This window comes from Streptomyces marianii, assembly GCF_005795905.1.
In the GTDB taxonomy this organism is placed as follows: Bacteria; Actinomycetota; Actinomycetes; order Streptomycetales; family Streptomycetaceae; genus Streptomyces; species Streptomyces marianii.
Genome location: NZ_VAWE01000001.1, coordinates 6,143,020 through 6,163,376 on the forward strand (window position 1 = coordinate 6,143,020; position 20,357 = coordinate 6,163,376).

The 20,357-nt window shown below is 64.8% G+C and carries 13 protein-coding genes; 6 read left to right on the forward strand and 7 right to left on the reverse strand.

Translation table 11 applies throughout. The annotated features are described in order from the left end of the window. Positions 1 to 175 precede the first annotated feature (175 nt). The 5 genes from FEF34_RS27985 to FEF34_RS28000 form a co-directional block, all read right to left on the reverse strand. Positions 176 to 4,702, reverse strand: a complete 4,527-nt coding sequence (locus tag FEF34_RS27985) for a type I polyketide synthase (RefSeq protein WP_267905270.1) — start codon at positions 4,700 to 4,702, stop codon at positions 176 to 178. Positions 4,703 to 4,741: 39 nt separating this feature from the next. Further along, a complete protein-coding gene (locus FEF34_RS27990; RefSeq protein ID WP_138055620.1) occupies positions 4,742 to 6,022 on the reverse strand; it encodes an amidohydrolase family protein in 1,281 nt (426 codons plus the stop codon). An 84-nt stretch (positions 6,023 to 6,106) separates the two neighbouring features. Next, on the reverse strand, positions 6,107 to 6,232 hold the full coding sequence (locus FEF34_RS43765; RefSeq protein ID WP_267905271.1) for a hypothetical protein: 126 nt from the start codon (positions 6,230 to 6,232) through the stop codon (positions 6,107 to 6,109). A 59-nt stretch (positions 6,233 to 6,291) separates the two neighbouring features. Further along, a complete protein-coding gene (locus FEF34_RS27995) occupies positions 6,292 to 7,257 on the reverse strand; it encodes a hypothetical protein (protein WP_138055622.1) in 966 nt (321 codons plus the stop codon). 25 nt (positions 7,258 to 7,282) lie between these two features. Beyond that, a complete protein-coding gene (locus FEF34_RS28000; protein WP_138055624.1) occupies positions 7,283 to 7,900 on the reverse strand; it encodes a GNAT family N-acetyltransferase in 618 nt (205 codons plus the stop codon). A 490-nt stretch (positions 7,901 to 8,390) separates the two neighbouring features. Here FEF34_RS28000 and FEF34_RS28005 point away from each other — a divergent pair, with 490 nt between their 5' ends. After that, complete coding sequence (locus FEF34_RS28005) at positions 8,391 to 9,992, forward strand: condensation domain-containing protein (protein WP_138055626.1); 1,602 nt, start codon at positions 8,391 to 8,393, stop codon at positions 9,990 to 9,992. Between the two features lie 196 nt (positions 9,993 to 10,188). Then, positions 10,189 to 12,363 (forward strand): peptidase domain-containing ABC transporter, encoded by a 2,175-nt coding sequence (locus FEF34_RS28010; protein WP_138055628.1) that lies wholly within the window; start codon positions 10,189 to 10,191, stop codon positions 12,361 to 12,363. 100 nt (positions 12,364 to 12,463) lie between these two features. On the opposite strand, the gene FEF34_RS28015 is transcribed toward FEF34_RS28010, so the two are convergent. Further along, positions 12,464 to 13,504 carry a MupA/Atu3671 family FMN-dependent luciferase-like monooxygenase gene (locus FEF34_RS28015; protein WP_199800755.1) on the reverse strand — a complete coding sequence of 347 codons (1,041 nt, stop codon included), beginning with the start codon at positions 13,502 to 13,504 and terminating at the stop codon, positions 12,464 to 12,466. Positions 13,505 to 14,639: 1,135 nt separating this feature from the next. Here FEF34_RS28015 and FEF34_RS28025 point away from each other — a divergent pair. Continuing rightward, entirely contained in the window at positions 14,640 to 15,281 is a 642-nt protein-coding gene (locus tag FEF34_RS28025; protein ID WP_138055631.1) for a helix-turn-helix domain-containing protein, read from the forward strand. A 100-nt stretch (positions 15,282 to 15,381) separates the two neighbouring features. On the opposite strand, the gene FEF34_RS28030 is transcribed toward FEF34_RS28025, so the two are convergent. Further along, positions 15,382 to 16,419: a helix-turn-helix domain-containing protein gene (locus FEF34_RS28030; RefSeq protein WP_138055633.1), complete on the reverse strand. Its 1,038-nt coding sequence runs from the start codon at positions 16,417 to 16,419 to the stop codon at positions 15,382 to 15,384. A gap of 690 nt (positions 16,420 to 17,109) precedes the next feature. Between FEF34_RS28030 and FEF34_RS28035 the strand changes: the two genes are divergently transcribed. The 3 genes from FEF34_RS28035 to FEF34_RS43255 all read left to right on the forward strand — a co-directional run bounded on the left by FEF34_RS28035 (position 17,110) and on the right by FEF34_RS43255 (position 20,354). After that, complete coding sequence (locus FEF34_RS28035) at positions 17,110 to 17,550, forward strand: hypothetical protein (RefSeq protein ID WP_138055635.1); 441 nt, start codon at positions 17,110 to 17,112, stop codon at positions 17,548 to 17,550. Then, positions 17,543 to 18,829, forward strand: coding sequence for an MAB_1171c family putative transporter (locus tag FEF34_RS28040; RefSeq protein ID WP_138055637.1), 1,287 nt, complete (start codon positions 17,543 to 17,545; stop codon positions 18,827 to 18,829). Before FEF34_RS28035 ends, FEF34_RS28040 begins: the two co-directional genes overlap by 8 nt. 652 nt (positions 18,830 to 19,481) lie before the next feature. Continuing rightward, entirely contained in the window at positions 19,482 to 20,354 is an 873-nt protein-coding gene (locus tag FEF34_RS43255) for an NAD(P)/FAD-dependent oxidoreductase (RefSeq protein ID WP_234042589.1), read from the forward strand. The last annotated feature ends 3 nt before the right edge of the window (positions 20,355 to 20,357 follow it).

The window sequence follows — 20,357 nt, forward strand, 5'->3', positions numbered from 1 at the left end:
CCTGTCGCGCTGCAGAGGGTCGGCTCGCGTATCGAGACCGCCGCCCATGGAAAAGGGACACGACGGGGGAGCCAGCCGTCGTGTCCCTTCGGTTCCGGCCGGACGCCGGCGCCCTGTCAGGGGCTGACACCCGCGACGTACGGGCGCGGTGCCGCGGTGATGGCCGAACGGCTCGTTAAGGACGCGCGTCCTGTCCGCCCCGCTCCTTGATGACGGCCTCTATGGCGGCGGCGGTCACGCGCAGGGTGCGCCACTGGAAGACCTCCGCCACGGAGAGCTCCACGCGGAACAGCTCCGACATGCGGAGGACCAAGCGGACAGCGACGATGGAGCTGCCGCCCAACTCCTGGAAGTCGTCGTCCAGCCCGATCTGCTCCACACCTACGGCCTGTTGCCACAGCGAAGCCAGTGCCTTTTCGACGTTGCTCTTCGGGGGAACGTAGGGCGTCTCCACCTGCCGCTTGACAAGGGAGCCCACGGAGAGCGTGGGCGTGCTGCCGGCCACCGTCGACGCGACCCGGTCCGCCTGCTTCTCGCGCCTGCGCAACCCGCCGGGGCTCACGATCACCTGCGGGCCCGAGCGGGTCGCCAGGATCGAGCGCAGGATCCCGGCTCCTTCGAGGGAGGTGATGGCGCCTTCGGCGTAGACGTCCAGTACGTGCTTCGAGCGCAGGGCCATGCCTGTCTCCGACCACTGTGGCCAGTTGATCGAGACCACATGGCGACCAGTGCCCCACTGGGCCTGGGCATAGGCGTCGAGGAACGCGTTCGCGCCGGAGTAGTCGGACTGACCGTAGTCGCCCGTGACGGCCGCGATGGACGAGTACAGCACGAAGAGAGCGGGCCGGAACACTCGGTCAAGGACGTAGGTGCCGTGGATCTTCGGCGTGACGACCCGTCCGACGGCCTCGGCCGAGCGTAGCTCGATGAGACCGCCCCCCGCGACACCCGCGAGATGGAAGACGCCGGACACGCGGCCGAACGTGCGCATCACCTCCGCACGGATCGCGCGCATCCGTTCCTCGTCCGCGACGTCGCCGGCGCGCACCATCACTTGGCCGCCGGCCTCCTCCAACGCGAGGACCGCACGGATCCGCTGGACCAGCGTCTCGTCCCGCGAGTCCTCGACGAGCGAGGCCCACTCCGAGCGGGGCGGCAGCCCTGACCGCCCCACCAGCACCAGTCGCGCCCGTACGAGTCCCGCCAGCTGCGCGGCGAGCTCCAGGCCGAGACCACCGAGGCCACCCGTGATGACGTAGACGCCCTGCTCCTCCAGGACGGACGGAACGCCCTCCGCTCCGTCCAACTCGATCCGGGAGTGGGAGGCCACCCACCTTTTGCGACCGCGGTACGCCACCTCCCGCTCGTCCGCCCCCGACATGAGCTCCTGGAACAACTGGCCGGAGACGACGTCCGCGGAACCCGTCCCGATGTCGATCCCTCGGATGGTGACGGAGTCCATCTCACGAGGCGCGGTCTTGATCAGCCCGCGCACGGCGGCCTTCACCGGATGCAGGTCGCCCTCGCCGAAGACGTCCTGCATGCCGCACGTCACGACGGAGACCTCCAAACCGTTTGCGGAGGCCCGGCCGGTGAGTTCCTGAAGTGCCGCGAGCAGGCTGTACAGGCCCTGGTCGAGGAGGGTGCGGATCGTGGCCTGCCGCGTGCGCGAGGGCCAGCCGCTGAGGAGCCAGGCGTGCACGACGTGGAGCCGGGAGTGCCCGGCCTCCAGGATGCGTGTGATCAGCCGTGCGTAGTCGGCGGTCTCCCGCGGCCGGATGGTGAAGCGTCCGTCTACCGTCTCCGCGAACTCCCTGCCAGGGCTTACGACGATGACGTCCCGGGACGCGTCCCGCGCCAGCCGGAGCAGCCCCTTGGTCACGGAGTCGCCTGGTGGGGCGAACACGATCCACGCACCCCCCTTGTCCTCCGCCCTCCCCCCGTCGGCGGCGGGCGCGGACGGAAGACTCGTCTCGGTCCATGTGGGGACGTAGAACGGACCGCTGTCCTCGGGGGCGGACTCGTCTCCCGCGCTGTCCTCGGGCACGGCGGGATCCACCCAGAACCGATCACGGTCGTAGGGGTACGTCGGGGCGTGGACCCGGCAGCGTTCCTCGCGGGACCAGTAGCGGTCCCACTGCACGGAGACACCGTGCGACCACAGCGTGCCGACGCCCTCCAGCAGCACCTGCACATCGTCACGCTCGTCCTGGCCACCTCTGATCATCGGGGCGACCACAACCGGTGCCGGCGCGCTTTTCGCCATGTCGCTGATCAGATGCGTCAGAGCGTGTCCGGGGCCCACCTCCGCGAAGGCATATCCACCGTCCGTGAGCAGCACCCGTGCGGCGTCAGAGAAACGGACGCACGTGCGGACGTGGCGCGCCCAGAACGCCGGGTCCGTGGCCTGGTGCGCGGTGATCCAGTCGCCCGTCACGGTCGACACGAAGGGAATCGCGGGTGGCTGTAGCCGTACACGGTCGACCCGCTTCTGGAACTCCTCCAGCACGGGCTCCATCATCCGGGAATGGAAGGCGTGCGAGGTGCGCAGCTGCGTGGTGCCCACACCGCGCCGGGACAAGGACTCCCGCAGACGCTCGATGGCGTCGGTGGGGCCGGAGACCACGCAGATGTCCGGGGCGTTGACGGCTGCGACGTCCACGTCGGTGGTCAGCAAGGGCATGAGCTCGGCCTCTGAGAGGAAGACCGCCATCATGGAGCCGACCGGCAACGACTCCACCAGCGCCCCGCGGTCGGCGACGAGTCGCAGCGCGTCGTCGAACTCCATTACCCCCGCCAGAGTCGCCGCAACGTACTCCCCGACGCTGTGACCCACCATCGCGCTGGGTTCGAGGCCCCAGGACCGCAGGAGGGAGGCGAGCGCGTACTCGACCGAGAAGAGAGTCGGCTGAGTGACCGACGTATGGTCGATCCGGCTGTGACCGTCTGTGCTGGCGTCACCGGCGAACAGGATGCCCTTGAGGTCCAGCCCGTGCGACGCGCGGAGTACCTCCGCGCACCGGTCGATCGCGGCGGCGAACTCGGGCTCGTGGGCGTAGAGCCCGCGTGCCATGCCCGCGTACTGGGAACCCTGCCCAGGCATCAGGTAGGCGAGCTTCGGCGTGAGGCTACGGGGAACCGCGTGCACGGAGGCACTCAGGCGCCCGTCGCTCAACTGCCGTACGGCGTCTCCCTTCACACCGACCACCAGGGCGTGCCGCAGCGGATGGCCGGCGCGCCCTTCGGTGAGGGTGTACGAGATATCGGCCAGGGAGTCCTTGGTCTCGCTCAGGTACGTGCCGAACTGGTTCCCCATGGACGCGACGGCGGCTGTTGTACGGGCCGAGAAGGTGAGCAGGTGGTACGGGCGTTGGGACAGCTGGGGGGCGACCACGGGCGGCTGCTCCAGGATCACGTGCGCGTTGGTGCCGCCCACCCCGAAGGAACTAACCCCCGCCCTACGGGGCGTTCGGGACTCCCGCCACGTCGTCGTCTCGTCCACCACGTAGAAGGGGCCGCCGTCGAAGTCAATACGGGGGTTCGGCTCGCTGAAGTTCAGACTGGCGGGTATGACCCCTTCCCGCACACTGTGCACGGCCTTGATTAGACCGCAGATCCCGGCGGCCGCACCGAGGTGCCCCACGTTCCCCTTGACCGAGCCCAGACCGCAGTCACGGCTGCCCCGGCGACCGGCACCGTAGACCCGGTTGAGTGCCGCAACCTCGATGGGATCACCCACCAGAGTGCCCGTGCCGTGCCCCTCGACGTAACCGACCGACTTCGGATCGATGGCCGCGTGGCGCAGGGCCGCCGTCACGACCTCTACCTGGCCGGTCTCGCTCGGCGCCGCGTAAGCGGACTTACTGGCACCGTCGTTGTTGATCGCCGAACCGAGTATGACGGCATGAATGGCGTCACGATCGGCGACGGCCTGGCTCAGCCGCTTCAGGACCACGACGCCGGCGCCGGCCCCGAACACGGTCCCCGACGCCTTGGCGTCGAAGGGCCGGATGACTCCGTCGTCGGCCAGGAAACCCGAGCCCTCGCTGTACTGGTACCCGAGGGCCATCGGGATGGGGATCTCGACGCCGCCGGCGATGGCCATGTCGCACTCGTCGTTCAGCAGCGCAGAGCACGCCATGTGCACCGTGACAAGAGAAGTCGAGCAGGCGGTCACACTGTTGATGGAAGGGCCGCGCAGCCCCAGCCGGAAGGAGACGTTCGTCGCCATGAAGTCGGCGTGATTGGCCATGCGGGCACGTGCCTCACCCATCGCCGCCAGGAAGCGGGGGTTGGCACGGACGTTGTAGCCGAGGTACTCGTTGTTCCGGGCGCCGGAGTACATGCCGATGCGGCCCCCGAAGGTGCCCGGGTCGTATCCCGCGTCCTGAAGGGCGGTGTGGCAGACCTCCAGCAGGACACGGAACTGAGGGTCCATGGCCTCGGCTTCGCGCGGGGTGATGCCGAACAGGGCGGGTTCGAAGAGGTCGAAGGCGTCGAGCAACGCGGCGACCTTGACGTAGTCGGGATCCGTCAAGTACTGCCTCGCTACCCCCGCGCGGCGGAGCTGTTCGTCGCTCAGTTCGGTCAACGACGCAATGCCGGACTGTAGATTGCTCCAGAACTCGGCCAGATCACGAGCACCGGGAAACCTGCCTGCCATCCCTACGATGGCGATCGAGTCTTCTCTTCCGCCTGTCACAGCGCCTCACTTCTCAGGTCACTCGCACACACACTGGTCCTACTTGCCGGCCCCACGGTTGTCCCCCATGCGCGTCTTCGCGGATCCGCTCACGAGGCCCGCGAACGCGGGGCAGCCTGCGGCGTCGGCCGGAAGCTCTGAGAGGTCCACTCCCTCGAACACCTCGTTATGCCCCGGGCCCACCTCTTCGGCGACAGCCCGCAGGCGGGTGAGATCGAAGCCGTACATACGTGCCGCGTTCCCGGACAGGATCTTCTCCGCCTCGGCGACCGGAAGGCCTTTGAGCGCTGCCTGAATGGCGGCCTTGGAGTACGGATACGAGGCTTCCAGGTGCGGGTAGTCGCTCCCCCACAAAATCTTGTCGATGCCGATCTGATCCCGGATTCCGACCTCGGAGGGATGCATGAAGGTGGCACCTGCGTGGCACTGACGGTGCCAGTACTCGCTCGGCCGCAGGGAAAGGTCGTCAATCGCGCTGTCGGCGTCGTACGCCATGTCAGTGCCGCCGCCCTTGCCGCGCATGGAATCGAAGATGCGATCCATCTTCCGCAGCTCCCTGGGAATCCAGCCGATGCCGGACTCGGTGAGGATGACCTTCAGCCCCGGGTGCCGCTCCAACACGCCTCCCAGCACCAGATGACGGAACCTGCTGATGTCCCACCACCGCAGGTCCAGGAGGAAGAACATGTCGTCGAGCTGCGTCGATCCGGTTCGTGGGCCCGCGCCGCCGCCATGGCAATTGACCGGGACCTCAAGCTCCGTGCAGACTTCCCACAGCTTGTCGTAGGAGGAGTGACGGTAGAGCGGGGGGACACCCGATCCGGGCGGTGCGCCCGGCAGCAGGACGCCGCCCGTCAGTCCGGCCTCGCGGGCCCATTTCACCTCCGCCACGGCCGCGTCGACGTCGTGCAGCATGACCTGGAACACACCGGCTCGGCGCCCGGGGGCGTCCTGACAGAACTCCAGAAGCCACCTGTTGTGTGCTTTGAGGCCGGCCCAGCGGTACTCCAGGTCACGCGCACTCGCCACCGCTCCTTGGCTGCTTGCCAGCGAGGACGAGGCGAAGAACGGGGGAACCGTATTCGGGTAGATGACCTCCGCCACGATCCCGTCCGACTCCAACTCGCTCAGGCGTCGCGACGAGTCCCAGTTCCGGGAGGCGTTCCGACCCTTCATGTCCTCGTAAGGGATCACGAAGTTCTTCGCCCAGTCGTCGAAATCCTCGACGTAGGCGGGATCCAGATAGTCCCGGTACTGCTTGAGGTCTGCCCCCGCGTGACAGTCCGCGGAGATCACGATGTGACGGTTATCGTTCGTCATGCGCGTCTCTTTCTAGCCCCTCGATGAACGGGGGCGGCGAAGCCCCATGTGCTTACGCCGCCCCCTGCTTGTGGAACCAACTGATCAGATTCGCGCGTAGCTGAAGCTGTACGCGGTGCTCTCAGTCTCCTCAAGCTCCTCCGCCTCGTCGACGGAGACGAGCTCCTCGTCGAGGTTCCAGGACTGAGACTGAACGTTGACGTCCCGCATTTCACACCTCCTTTCCTCGGTGGCAAACTTGACGAGCCGAGCGGATGCACGACTCGGGATCAGGGGAGAAAGTGGTGATCGCCTTCAGGGATGATGAAGTCCATGTGGGCCCCAGTGATGCCTTCACCGAAGCCGATGTGCATGACGCCCGCGCCCTCGTTCAGCTGCGAGTTGTAGCGCCAGTCCACGTTCGGCAGCAGCGCCAGGTTGGTCCCGATACCCAGCTCAAGGGCCTGGAGGCCGTGATCCGGATTGGTTACGTCGAGCAGCTCCTCGGTGAAGTCCCTGCCTCCCGCACGTACCCTGGTGAGCACGTTGTCCTTCAACGACAAGGTGATCGAGCCGAGGTCCGACATCTCCGCGCGGAGTCGGTTGGCCCGCCGGATTCGTGCGTCGCCCACCTCGGTACAGCGTGGATCCCGCGCCGCCAGAACGCCGGAGGCGTGGACGGTCCCCTCCATGCTGAAGACGTCGTCACCGGTGGACGGCTGCTTGGTGATGGATAGCTCGCAGCAGCTGCCGATGCTCACCCAGTCGCCGGCACCGATCTCTGCACGAGGCCAGGCATCCACCGTGAGTGAGGGCCCGAGCGAACACACCAGACGCGTGGCACCGGTGTCTTCGCCGGAGGGGGCGGGAGGGCCGAAGACGACCTTCTTTGCTCCGCTGCGCAGCCCGTCAATCCAGTACGTCGCCGTCTCGGCTGCCTTGAGGTAATCCGTCAGCAAGGTCATTTTCAGGGTGTAGCTGGCCGCTTCGGGGGTGCCGTCAAAGCTGGCTATGGGTACGACGAGAACCTTGTGGTGCTTGAAAAGGATCCTGATCTTCTTGCTGATGAGGTGGTGACTGAGGAGAAGGACGACATTTGAGCCGGCTGGCAGCGTGGGGACGTCGTCGATCGGCACGTACCTCAGTCCGTAGCCGACTGCCTCCGAGCCGAGTGAAGCATCATCAGTGACGGCAACTATGTCACCCTCTGGAAAAATCTGCCGAAGGCAACCGGTCGGATTCACGATGTCTTGCATACTGGTCTCCTTCATCGGACAGAACTCACTTGCCCGGTTCGCTGTACGGCAGTATCGGGTTCTGCTTGATGAACTCGTCGAGGACGAGCCGCGCCGCAGCCTTTTCAGCAGGCGGAATGATGGATGACGGTTCCCTCAGCGCATAGTACTCATCTCTGAGTATGGAACCGATGAGGGCGTCGTAGTACTGCCCATCAAGAAAGAAGTAATCCCTGAGGATACCTTCGATCTTCATGATTCCGGAGCAGAAATTCTCGACGGCACCCCTGTTGAAGACACCGCAGTTGAACTCAACCCGATGGGCATTTCGTGAATCGAACAGCATCCCCACGAGAAGAATCACAGATTCCAGGCCGAATCCGGCTCCCCACATTTCGGGGTCACCGATCATGGATCCCACTACGTAGTTGCCCGGAGTGTCGGTCTGTTTCCAGCTGACGACTCCAATCGCCTGATCGTCATCCGTGCAGACAAGCAAAAACTCGTCGTCGATGCGATTGAGGAAAGTCTCCACGTCGGTCGGGCTCATGTATGCCTGGATTCCGGAAGCGTATACCCAGGTCTTCGAGGAGGTCCACTTCGAAATAATCTCGTAGTCGTCCCGAGTTACGGGAGCCAGCGTTACAGAGTACTTATTCTTCATTAAGTTCCAACCGTATTGTGGCGACACCCGGGAGCTTCAAGACGGGAATAAGCTAGCTGGCTATTACCGGGAGTGAAAGGCAAGTGGCAAGTTCTCGCCATCGCGCAGTCCGTGCCACGAAGGCGTCCCGCGCTGGTTACAGTCCCATGGTTCGAGTCTCGCGTGCGTGCAGTGGTTCCGACAGGGGAAGTGACGAGTTTTCGCCAGTTCGGCCGGCATCTTGCTTTCCCCTCGGTAAGGCTGCTTGGGTGGTCAGCGTTCGTCGAACGAAAGGAGGTGCCAAGATGGGTAACGATGAATTCGAGACGGTGGATATCCGTGCTCTCGATGACGTCGAGCTGGACGACGTTGTCGGTGGTTCTGACACGGTCGTGCCGTTCGGCAAGACTCCGAACTGATTAGTTGGGCGGCATGAGGGCCGATCCATGGCCCTCATGCCGCCCAATATTTTCCCGCTAGCCACTCGCATCCGACTGTCACGGGGGCGAATATGAACGTCGTTGATCAAGACGGGTTCCCGCTGACTGCCGGTCAGTTGCAGCACTATCACATGATGAAGGGGAACCCGGAACTGCGTACGGCGATCTGGTCGTCGTACCGAATATCAGGTGCCCTGGTCATCGACAGGTTCATCGACAGCGTCGATGTCCTGGTGGCCAGGCATGAGGCACTGCGCACCGAGATCGTTCAGGAACCTGGCGGGAAGGTGCGGCAACGGGTCGTGGGCCCGCCGGACCGAGCCCGCCTGCTCACGTGCGAGAGGGTTCTCAGCAGATCAGAGGACCAGTTCAATCGCTACATCCGGCATTTGGTGGCGAGTGAGCAGACGAAGGGGTGGGATGCGGGAGCGCTTCCCTTCAGGTTCAGACTCTTTCAGTACGCTCCCACCGTCCATGCGTTCGTCGCCGGCTTCTCCCACATAGCGGTCGACGGTGTCGGCAACGAGATTCTCATGCGCGATCTTATGAGCATCTATCGAGAAGCCATGAGAGGACACGTCCCCTCCGGTCCGCCGCGCCAGAGGTTCGTGGAGTCTGCGGTGCGCCAGGCTGCCGCCCTTGAACGGCGGACGCGTAGAGCCAAGGCGTACGATCTTTCCGGGGTACCCCCGGTCACTCAGTTTCAGACCGGTTCCCTGGGGCCGCGAGTGGACACCGGCACGCTGAGCCGGAATTCCAGGTTCTCGCTCGCCGACGAAGAGCTTGCCGCGTTGCGGCAGCTGGCCGATCAACACGGGTGCACAGAGTTCCACTGGATCCTGGCCGCCTTCGCCATGACGATCTTCCAGTTCACCCAGCAGGATAGACTGAAGATCTCCATTCCCGTGAACCTGCGCAGCGCGGCGGATCGCGACGTCGTCGGAATGTACGTCGTTGCCGTCCCCGTGGTGATCAACAGGCCCGCGGACCTGGATCACGTGCGGCGGTACCCCAGAGAAGTGGGAACCGCCATGCTCCGTGCCACCGCGATGTACCAGATGGACAGTCCGGAGCTCCTCGATGAGTCGCTGGCGGCTCAGAGCGAGGGATGGGGGGCCCGGTGCCTGCACGATCTCACCATCAACTACCGCAAAATGTTGCGAGTGAGCCGTCGTTCGTTCGCTCAGATGGACTGGAGCGAGTATCAGGCTCAGATCGACTACTCCTTCCCAGGCGTGGGGCTGCGGATCCTGAGTTTCGGGGATGCATTGGACGTCCACGCGGTCCTGAACTCCAGGGTGTTCTCGGACGACACTGCGAGCGGGCTCGTTGAAGCCCTCAGGGAGAACCTCACCTCCCCGGACTGCTGGACCAAGAGACGTACCCAGGCCGTACCAGGAGAGGTAGTGGCGCTAAAGGACGCCAGCGGGTCCACCGTTGTCTCGGCGAACGTCGGGAAGGTGGAAGAGGCACTGCTCCGGCACCCGCTTGTCAGGACGGCTTCCGTATTCCGCGAAACCGGAAGATCCGGTGAGACGTACCTGTGCGCCGACGTCGGCGTTCGCGAGGGGATGACCGAGGATTCCCTTCGTGAGTACCTCCTGGAGCTCGGTGCCCACTCGTCCGAGGTGCTCGCTCCCAGCAGGATCTCGGCTTCTCCGGCAACATCCTGAAATCTGAAGCAGCTCTCCACAGAGCTATCTCAGGGGAAGAAAGACATTGACATACGAACGGCACGACGCCTCGGCGAATCCGAACCAAGGGCGAGATCCCCGATTCCGGGAGCACGCGCGCGAGAGCGGATCGACTGACCGGGAATGGGGTACGACAGTGGAGAGGGCCGGCTTCCGCCGGCCCTCCTGGCGCGGCATGCGTGTTGTGCCGAGTATCCGCAGGCGGCGTGCCGTGCCGGTCCAACTCCAGTCGCAGGTGAGCGACTGCGGGCCTGCGAGTCTCTTCATGACGCTGCGCTACCACGGTATCAATGTCAGTCTGGAACAACTGCGTCTCGACACTGGTTGTGGCCGCGATGGTGTATCGGCCCGAACTCTCCTGACCACGGCCCGGAGCTACGGGCTACCGGGTCGTGGAGTCCGGTCATCCCTAGCGGGCCTGGGAGGTCTCCCGGCCGGGAGTATCCTATTCTGGAAGTTCAACCACTTCGTTGTCCTTGAACGTGCCTTGCGCAGCCACGTCTACGTCGTCGATCCCGCCTATGGGCGCCGACGACTGCGCATGGAGGATGCCAGCCGACTCTTTACCGGCGTAGCGCTTGAGTTCGACTCGCCAATCCCCTCCGAGGCCGGCAAGGGCACTGACTACCGGCCTCGGAGCCCCTGGCGGTATCTCGCCTTTTTCTTCCCGCGGTCGAGGAAGTGGATCTACCTGACCATGATGTCGCTGGCCATCCTGCTCTTCGGCCTGGTGGCACCGCTGGTCACGGCTTATGTCGTTGAGAATCGCGGGCTCGGGGGGAGCCTGGGACCCGTCCAGGCCATCGGGGCCGTGGCCGTGTCTGCGGTCTCCTTCTTCCTGCTTCAACTCTTCCGGGGAATCGTGATCCTTGAACTGCAGACGGCCGCGGAGAAACGGGTGACGCTCGGGATCTTCAACAGACTGCTCTCCCTTCCGTACGCCTTCTTCTCGAGGCGTGCCCCGGTAGATCTGGCCCTGCGAGTGAGAACGAGCAGTGCCGTGCGGCATGTGCTGACCAACAGCATGGTTTCCGCGGCCTTCGACGGCGTGCTGGTTCTTTCCTATCTGGCCATGCTGATGGTGGCGGATCTCGGCACCGCCCTGTGGGTCCTGGGTCTCGTCGTGCTACAAACGGGAGTTCTGGCCATGGCATGGCGGCATCAGGTCTATCTCTCCGCCGACGCGTTGGAGTGTCAGGCCGAGGCTGACAGTGAGTTGAATGAGGTGCTGGAGGGCATCGAAACGGTCAAGAGCGGTGGCCTTGACCAAGTGATGGGGCAGCGGTGGGCAAACTCTCTGGTGGAAGAGCTGAACGCCCGGACGAGGGGGCGCCGGCACTTCACCCTCATATCGTCCTTCGTTCTCGCGGCCCAGTTCACGGCACCTCTGTGTGTGCTGGCCATCGGCGCCGCCAAGGTGGCGAACGGCGATCTCACGCTGGGGGCGATGACGGCATTCACGTCCCTTTCCATCGGGGTCTTCATGCCGCTGACGAATCTGGTGCTGTCAGGGCTTCAAGTCGCCGGCGTCAAGGCTCCCTTGACCCGCCTGGGCGACATCTTCGACGCAGAGCCCGATCAGCTCGGCTCGGCGGGCTCCGCTTCCTTCTCGGATCAGGCCGATCTGAGACTCGAAGGAGTGGGCTTCGTCTACCCGGGTGCGACAGATGCGGCCGTGTCGGACGTAGATCTCGTCGTGACGGCTCGTAGTTTCGTGGCCGTCCTCGGGGCTTCCGGATGCGGCAAATCGACGTTGGCCATGATTCTGTCCGGATTGTACGTGCCGAATGACGGCCGAATTCTCATCGGCGCGGATTCCTTTGCCGATATCGATCGGGCCTCCCTCAGGCGGTCCATATCTTTCGTCAACCAGGATGCACGGGTCTTCGCCGGGTCGATACGTCAGAACATTACGATGGGGGCGCCTGATGCCACAGAAGCCGATTTGGAGTGGGCGGCGAGTGTGGCGCACATTCATGACGACATCATGAAAATGCCGATGGCTTACGAGACGCTGTTGGGCTCGGGAGGGGCGGGGTTGTCCGGCGGTCAGAGGCAGCGTGTCTCCCTGGCACGTGCGCTGATCCGCCGCCCCAGGGTCCTCATCCTCGACGAGGCGACAAGTGCGCTGGACCGGTTGACTGAGGAGCGGGTCATCGCGAGCATCCGCGAGCTGGGCTGCACCCTGATCGTGATCACTCACCGCTTGGCGGCGGCGGTGGATGCGGACGAGATCGTCGTCCTCGACGGTGGGCGCATCGTGCAGCGCGGCCGTCATAATGAGCTCCGCTTCGCCCAGGGACAGTACCGTGACCTCGCCGCCTCTTCCGAGGTGCTGGACCGTCTGTGACCGGTAGTTCGCCAGGGACCCGAGCAGCGTAGCGGTCGGCGGGCGGCGGCGAACCGAGAGTCGCCCCCGCGTCCGCCGACTGCTCGGCTCGCGACCCCGCTCAGACTGCGGTAGCGGCCGGGTGCGTCCGCAGATTGCGCCGTACCTCATCGAGACGAGGAAGCATGGAGAGGACATCGGAGTCTGCGACCCCAAAATCCACCAAGGAGGCGATCTCGTCCACCCCGGCAGCCCGGAGATCACGCGCGAACGCCGTGCACCGTTCGACGGACCCGAACAGTGCGGCGCGGTGAAAGTAACGTTCGAAGGCCAGCTTGGCCAGACGCCGCGGGTGGCTCCTGTTGAGGTCGCTCCACTGCGCCTTCCACAGGTCGATGGAAGAGAGGAGATAGTCTGTGAAGGGCTGCCGCACCAATTCCTTGACGGCGGCGTCGTCTTCCCCGACGAATGTGTGCAGCATGAGCGTGACCGTGCCGGTGGCAGGATCATGGCCGCTCCGCTCGCGGGAGGCCCGGTAGTTCTTGATGCTCGCGGCCAGTTCGTCCGTGCTCTGGAAAAGGAGGGCGGTGAGGACGCTGAGTCCCCGGGCGCCTGCCTCCTTAAACGACTCCGGGTTCGAGGAGCAGGTGAACCAGAGGCGGGGTTCGGGCTGGACGGGCCGGGGGTACGTAGATATGTCCACCTCCTTCCCGTGTCCGTTGCGCCGCCGTACCTTCTTTCCTGCCCATAGATCTCTTATCTCGCCTATCGCCTCAAAAGTGTACTCTCTTCGTACGTCATAACGCTCGGGAGCCAGTGTGAAGTCATTGGGATTCCATCCGACAGCCAGTGCCATGTCGACCCGTCCGTGGGAAATATTGTCCACGAAGGACCAGTCTTCGACCACTGACAATGGGTCATGCAACGGCATGACGACGCTGCCGGCCCTCAGCCGTACCTTGCGTGTCCTCGCGGCGAGTGCCGCGGCGGCGAGCGCGGGATTCGGATAGGCACCACCAAACGGGTGGAAGTGTCGCTCAGGCAGCCAGACCGCCGTGAAATCATGTTGGTCGGCGAATTTTGCGGTCTCGAACAGGAGCTCATATTCCCGCGAGGCGTCTACCGTCTCTCGATTGACGAAATAGAGTAGGCTGAAATCCACAGTCAATCTTCCTTCGTCTGAGGGCGAAATTCTGGCGTACCTGCGGCCGTGACGTCAGTGTATGTCGTGCGCCCTAGTTGGTCCGTCTAGGCTGAGGGACGGTCACTTCTCTGTGATGACAACTTGGTTGGCAGCGGCGCACCAGTTCCGCTCCGCCCTGAAACCTGGTGGTCACATCCAGGTGCTCGAGCAGTTCCGCGACGCGACGGCTGTACGTACGCGGCGAGATGCCGAGCTTGCGGCTGGCCGTTTCATCCGTCTGCCCGGACAGGAGGGCTTCGACGATGGGGGTCAGATATCGGGGCAGGTCTGTCAGGCCACAGTGTGGCAGGCGCCGTTGGGATCGCTGCAGCGTGTCCGGGGCGGATCCCAGGCTTACCGATGCCACTGTGGCGGAGTGCTGTTCCACCAGGTGGGGGGCTCCCGGATAGCCGGTCGCGCCTGTATGCAGAAAGGAGATCCCGGCGAGATCTGGTGTGGTGTCACGACGGCCGGCTGGTCGACATGTCGTTCTTCTCGGACGATCTTCCATGAACGCTTCCCCCTCGTGAAATGCGAAGGAACAATGTCGTATCGCGATCGAGCAGGCATCCGAGGCCGGGAGTTGCCCCGTCACAGCCGGTTGTGGTTCTTCTGCCTCTGAGTAGTCCCGTAACCGCTCGTCCCAGGTGGGGTGTTCTGGCTGTGACCGGCCTGGTCCCGGTGCTGGGCCGCCCCGGACGGCCAGGTCACGGCGACGGGGTGACGACCCCGTTCGCGAGGGGGCCGTGAAATCCGCAGATGGAGGCAAGGTCCCCACGGTCGCCACAGACGACGCATACGGTGTTGTGATCTCGATCAGGTCGCGTGTACACATCCCCCCGGCTGGTCGGACCCGCTGCGCCTCACCGGTCGCACATCACGCACAGCCCCGCGCAGTGCGCTTGGTCGCCATTTCCGGGCATTGCAGGTGAGCGCGACAAGATCCCCGCGAGGCTTGGCGTGCCCCTCGATCTTCCTGCACACACAAGGCGGTGTCAACAATTGTGAACTAGTGGTCGGGGGTACCCGGCCCGAAGCCGCCCGTGACTCGCGACGTGAGGGGCCGCTAACCTTCACACCACACCTTCCGCTCTCACCTTTGGAGACCGGCCGCATGGATGCCGTTGACGCGTTGCCTGAGGATGACCTTGAGGCGGTGGTCTCGGCTATCGGCGACCTGCTCCCGCAGGTCGGCATGGCGCACGACGACCTCGACATCGACGCGGTCACCTACGCGACGGGCATCGCACAGGACAAGGTGAAGGCCGTACTCCGCGGCGACAAACTCGATCCGAAGGAACTCGACGCCTCGCTGCCGGATCGCCTGGCCTTCCTGCGTGAGACGCGCCGCCGGGACGACGGCGAGCGGTACACGTACGATCAGCTTGCCGAGCGGGCCCACGTCAGTAAAGCGCTCATCAGCGCTCTCTTCAGCGGGACGCGGAATCCGGGTGTTCCTGTGGCTGGGGCGCTGGAGGACTTCTTCAGGGTTGAGCCGAGATTCCTGACGCTCAGCGGCCGGCGTGTCCTGGCCAGGGCGCTCAAGCCGATCGAGCAGAGCCTGATCACCTTGAGTCTGCTCCGTGGCGCCGGCGTGAGCCGGTGGGCGATGCGGAGCAGCATCGCCACGCAGGACGACAAGCTCGGCCGGGCACTGCAGGACGCGATCGCTGAGGCCCTCTCGGCACCCAAGGCGCAGTCGGATCCCCGAGGAGCAGGAGCTCATCGACCTAACGAGTCAGGTACGCGCCCTTGAGCAGGGGTCGGACTGGGAACGGAGCGGAAGCCACCGCGTCAGTCCCCGACCCTACTGAGAAACAGGCCCGGCGATCGCTGATGGATCTGGGGAGTCACGCTTACCTTCTCTGCCGGCGAGCGGCCTCGTGGCGCTCGAAGGCCCTGCCGAGGGCGAACTCTCCTTTGACGCCGTAGAGGTCGCGGAGATACTTGATCTCATCTCGGACGGTGCGCTCGCCGAGATCGAGCTGTCGAGCAATTGCCGCGTGGGTCATGTTGGCTTCCAGCCCCTTCATGATCTCGCGCTGACGCTGCGTGATCGCGGTCTCAGGGAGCTTGCGGTCATGCCCGCTCAGCCACGGCTCGGCCTCGCGCCACTGCATGCGATAGACCTCGAGCAGGAACGCGGTCATCTCGGAATGGGTGACGAGGACTGCGGCGTGGCGGCTCGGCTCGCCACTCGGCGCACGGTCCAGATAGTTGGACAGCAGCACGAACGTGCCGTCGATGATGACCATGCGAAGGAACGGTCGTGACAGCGTACGGACCTCGCCTCCGGCCTCGGTGACTGCAGCGGCCCATGCTGCCTGATGCGGCCTGTTGCGCGCGCTCTCCATGTAGATCGTGCGTAGGGCAATGCCTCTCTCGAGGTTCGCGACATCAAGAGGGATGCGTGCTTCCATTACCGGGACCTTGCGCTCCAGCGGCTGAGCGGTCCAGATGTACTTGGACGCCCCTGCAGTTGCTCTCTCCAGAGCCTGGGCGATCCCCTCCTTCTCTGTGAAGACTCGAACGCCGGCGTCACCGGTGTCCACTGGCTTGGGGAGCTTCTCAAGGAGCTGAGGGAGGCTCTGGATGTCGTCAACGGCGGACCTGATCCTGGCCAGCCCCAGAGTGAGCTGGTTCCGCCAGACGGTTCTCGCGTCGTAGAGGAACCACTTCCCTTCCTCGTATGGGTTCTTCACCACCAGTCCGAGGGCCAGAAGCTCCGCAAGCTCCTCCTCGTGCTCCGACTCATCGATCATGGCGGCCGGGTTGTGCTCCATGACGGCGCACAGCGCAAGGGCCTTCGCTGACAGCCCCCGCCGGATGGACTTCCCACGGTCTTTGTCCACTCTGCCCCTCTTCATGTCCTGCCGCTTCCGGCGCTGCCGCATCCGGCAGCACTCCTTGCTTGATCCCGACTATAAGATCGCCCAGCCTTCAGGTGGAGACTCACCTCCGCAGTAACGCGACTAGCACGCATCCACCCTGGATCCGAACATGCCGAAGCTGCTCACAAAGGAGAGGCGCATGGGGCGCGTAGGAAGAAACCTGGCATCCGCGGGATTTGGTGCAATACTGGCCGCCTTCCTCCTGGTGGCATCAGCGAGCACCGCGTCGGCAGTGGACCCGGACTGGGACATCAAGCCGCCATCTGCGGCGACCTCCGAGCAGGCTCTAGGACCCCAGGCCCCTAACGACCCCGAGTGGGACTAGCTCAGCGACGGCAGGCAGAATCAATATCGACTAACGGGGATACAGGCTCATGCTTGCGCAGATTCATGCGGACAGATCGGACTCATGGCGCGCAGTGCCAGCGCGAATCACTGGCGATCCTGACGACCACACACTGGTAGCCATCACTACAGGGTGAGATAGGTCATCGCTGAGTCATGGATAAGACCTCAAGCAGCAAGTCCCAGGACAGGGTTGCCACTTCCTGGCACGAGCCCCACCGGACAGGGACCGACTGTCGGCATCACAGATCGACTTCGCTCTGGGCTTCGGTCAGAGAGCAGGCAGCCGTTTCCTTCGCAACGTGGTCCATCACGCGACTTATCCGTCGCGATCTGGGGCTCTCGGGCGTGCGGAGCCTGCAGGGACTCGTTGACATGGTGGTCCAACGGCGCGGCAAGCCCATCACCCTGTCCGAGGTGCCGCTTCCGCCGGAGGTTTCCGGTTTCTGTGCCCGGGGCAAGGAGCGGGACTTCATTGTCGTCGACGCGAACGCGAGCGAGCTCACCCGCCTGCACGCAATCCTGCACGAGCTGTTCCATTTGTGGGAGGAGCATCCGTCGGATGACGCTGTGCACCGGCCGATGACCGAGGAAACCGTTCGACAGTTGCTGCCTGGCCTCAAGGCGGGCCCCGTCCTGCAGGTCCTGACGCGCTCCCACTACGGCCGGCCTGAAGAGCAGCGAGCAGAGGCGTTCGCAACCGTGATGCTCCAACGGCACCTTTGGCTGCGCGACCAGAGCGACGGCTTCGTCACCTCCGTTCTCGCACACAGGAGGACGGGTGTCTGAGGGCGCCTCTAACGTCGTCTATCTGGTCATGTCGGTTGCGAGCCTCGGCATTGCCATCTGGAAGCTCGCAGCTTGCCTGCGCGACCCCACGCCGACCCTCTTCCTGACTACCACGAACTTTCTGGTGGCGGCAGCCGTTTATGCGATGGCAACCCCATCGATCTACCTGGCCATCGGGGAGGCGCTCGGCCGACCCAGCTTTGCGACCTTGCCCGTCTACGTGGGCATCGTGACCTGCTTTGCCCACCTCCACCTCATCACGTTGTTGTGGAGTCCGAGGGAAGAGCGGACAGCCGGCGGGGCGAGGCGCAGAGTAACGTCATGGACGGTGGCGTACGTAGTGGCCGCGGCCCTAATGGTCGTGACGTTCTCCACCGCCGAACTGACCAAACCGGCGGATCCGCTGAAGTTCAACACGGACTACGCACACGATCCGGCCATCCTGCTCTTCCTGACAATCTTCCTCTCCACGCTCTCCTGCACAACCCTGAGCACCTGGCGTGAGTGCCGAGGGCTGAAGCTCAGAGACACGCGCATGCAGCACGCCTTGCGCAGTTTCGGGATCGCGATGCTGTTCGTGTTCGGCTATGTCGTGTGCTCGGCGCCGGCCATTGCGCTGGCGGCGACCGGCAGCCACGCGCTGGACGGAATCGGACTTCTCGGATCTACCTTCGGGGTCGTGGGCGCCCTGATCGCATACTACGGGTTGACCGGAGCCGCGATCAGCGCCTGGCTGCGCGAGCGTCGCGACATCAGGGCCTTGCAGCCCTTGTGGAACCTCGTCGTCGAGGGCGTCGATCCGGACCTCGCCTTCAGTGCAAGCAGCGCCCGCAGCCACCGCCTGGCGACAAACGTGACCTTCAACCTCCACCGGCGGGTGATCGAAATCCTCGACGGGATACGTGCGCTACGACCGTGGGTGACTTCGGAGGCGGCGGAGGCGGTGTACGCCCTGCATCAGCGAGGGCTCGCACAACAGCAGGCGAACGAAGCAGGCCTAACGGACCGGGAACTGCAGGCTGTCGCAACCGCCGCTGCACTGCTTGATGCATCCGAGCGACACCATGCCGCCCGACGGAGTTATCCGTTCCTCGACCACGTCGGCCGGCCGCAGGAGCCTAGCGGGCCGTCGGCGCCCCTCCCAGGCGAAGACACTCCGGCCGCCGATGAGCGCGATCGCCTGCTGCTCGTGGCGGGGGTGCTCAACGACCCCCTGATCGCCGCAGCCCTGCGCGAGGTACGTGCCGGCCGCTCGGAGGCCGCGGCCGGACGGCCCTGACCAGGTGTCCTCGCTCCGAGAGCAGATGCCCAAAAGTGGACCAAGCCTGCCCGAACCTCGTCCAGAGTCAGCGGGCAAGATAGTGTCCCCGTGGTGCCATCAGGTTATGAGACGAGGTCCGCGGTGCACATCGCGCGCCGGACACAATGCATCGGCGCAGGTGGGGGTTTGTGTGCAACGAGCGGTCGTCCTTGGTGGGAGTGTTGCGGGCTTGCTGGCCGCACGTGTCCTGAGCGATCACACTGATGAAGTGGTCATCCTCGAGCCCGACAACCTCCAACAGGGAGGCATTGCAGGCGGCGCACCACACCGCCAGCAGCTTCATGCGCTCCTGGCGATGGGGCGCACACAGCTGGATCGCTGGTTTCCCGGCTTCACGAGGGAACTCGTTGCCGACGGCGCTCGCCTGGGCACCGGGCAGGCAGTTCAGTTCTACGTGGACGGAATCCTCAGACCCTCGGTTACCGGAGTGGAGATGATCGGCGCGACACGGCCCTTCCTTGAGAACCATGTTCGACGGCGTACCTTGTTGCTGCCGAACGTCCACCTCAGGGTGGGCCGGGCCCGTGACCTCATATTCAGTGGCAGCCGCGTGTGCGGGGTCCGCTTCTCCCCCGCAGACGATTCTCCAGGGACCGGGAATGAGGACGAGTTGGACGCCGACTTCGTCGTTGACGCGATGGGCCGCTCCAGCCGACTTGGCACATGGCTGCAGCGGGCCGACTGGGACCCGGCCCCCCTGAGTCGACTGAGAATCGACCTCGGCTACGCCACCGCCACCTTCCACCGCGGCGACGAACTGCCCGACACCGTCATCGCCCACTCGGCTCCCGGTCCGTTCAGTGACTACCAGCCCACCCTCTGCGAACCGGGAGCGCTCACTGCGGTCGAGGACAACCGATGGGCCGTGGTACTGGCCGGCTACAGCCACCACCGCCCCGGGCGGGACGCCGACGGCTTCCGAGCCCGCATGCGTCGGTGTGTCGCGCCCTTGCGCGAAGTGGCGAACAACTGTCCGATGGTCGGAGATGTCCGACCCTTCCACTTCCGGGAGAGCCAGCGGCGGAACTTCACCCGACTCGACCGATTCCCAGGCGGCCTCGCAGCCGTCGGCGACTCCGTCGCATCAGTGAACCCGATCTACGGGCAGGGCCTCACCCTCGCCACCCTCCAGGCCTCCGCGCTGTCCGCCCATCTTCGAGCAGGAGCGTCCCCCCACGCCGCCGCCTGGGGCTACTTCCGCCGGTCCGACGCCATCGTCAACGCGGCCTGGCAGCTGGCGACTACCGCCGACCTCGCCCAGCCCCACGTAACAGGCCCCTATCCACGCGGCTACCGTCTCACCCGTTGGGTTGGCGACAAGCTCACAGCCGCATCCGTCATCGACCCGCTCGTCAACACCGCGTTCATGAACGTGGTGCACATGCGCGCCCACCCGCGCACGCTCACCAGGCCCGCCCTGCTTCTTCGGGCAGCCCACGTACTGACAGGCCTGCGACGAAATCCGCCAGCCAGCGCCACGTAGCCC

What these genes read in the sequence shown, in the direction of transcription:
- FEF34_RS28030 (WP_138055633.1), bottom strand. Translation starts at nt 16,419, where the DNA reads ATGCGGCAGCGCCGGAAGCGGCAGGACATGAAGAGGGGCAGAGTGGAC.
- FEF34_RS27990 (WP_138055620.1), bottom strand. Translation starts at nt 6,022, where the DNA reads ATGACGAACGATAACCGTCACATCGTGATCTCCGCGGACTGTCACGCG.
- FEF34_RS28000 (WP_138055624.1), bottom strand. Translation starts at nt 7,900, where the DNA reads ATGAAGAATAAGTACTCTGTAACGCTGGCTCCCGTAACTCGGGACGAC.
- FEF34_RS28010 (WP_138055628.1), top strand. Translation starts at nt 10,189, where the DNA reads ATGCGTGTTGTGCCGAGTATCCGCAGGCGGCGTGCCGTGCCGGTCCAA.
- FEF34_RS28025 (WP_138055631.1), top strand. Translation starts at nt 14,640, where the DNA reads ATGGATGCCGTTGACGCGTTGCCTGAGGATGACCTTGAGGCGGTGGTC.
- FEF34_RS28005 (WP_138055626.1), top strand. Translation starts at nt 8,391, where the DNA reads ATGAACGTCGTTGATCAAGACGGGTTCCCGCTGACTGCCGGTCAGTTG.
- FEF34_RS43765 (WP_267905271.1), bottom strand. Translation starts at nt 6,232, where the DNA reads ATGCGGGACGTCAACGTTCAGTCTCAGTCCTGGAACCTCGACGAGGAG.
- FEF34_RS27995 (WP_138055622.1), bottom strand. Translation starts at nt 7,257, where the DNA reads ATGCAAGACATCGTGAATCCGACCGGTTGCCTTCGGCAGATTTTTCCA.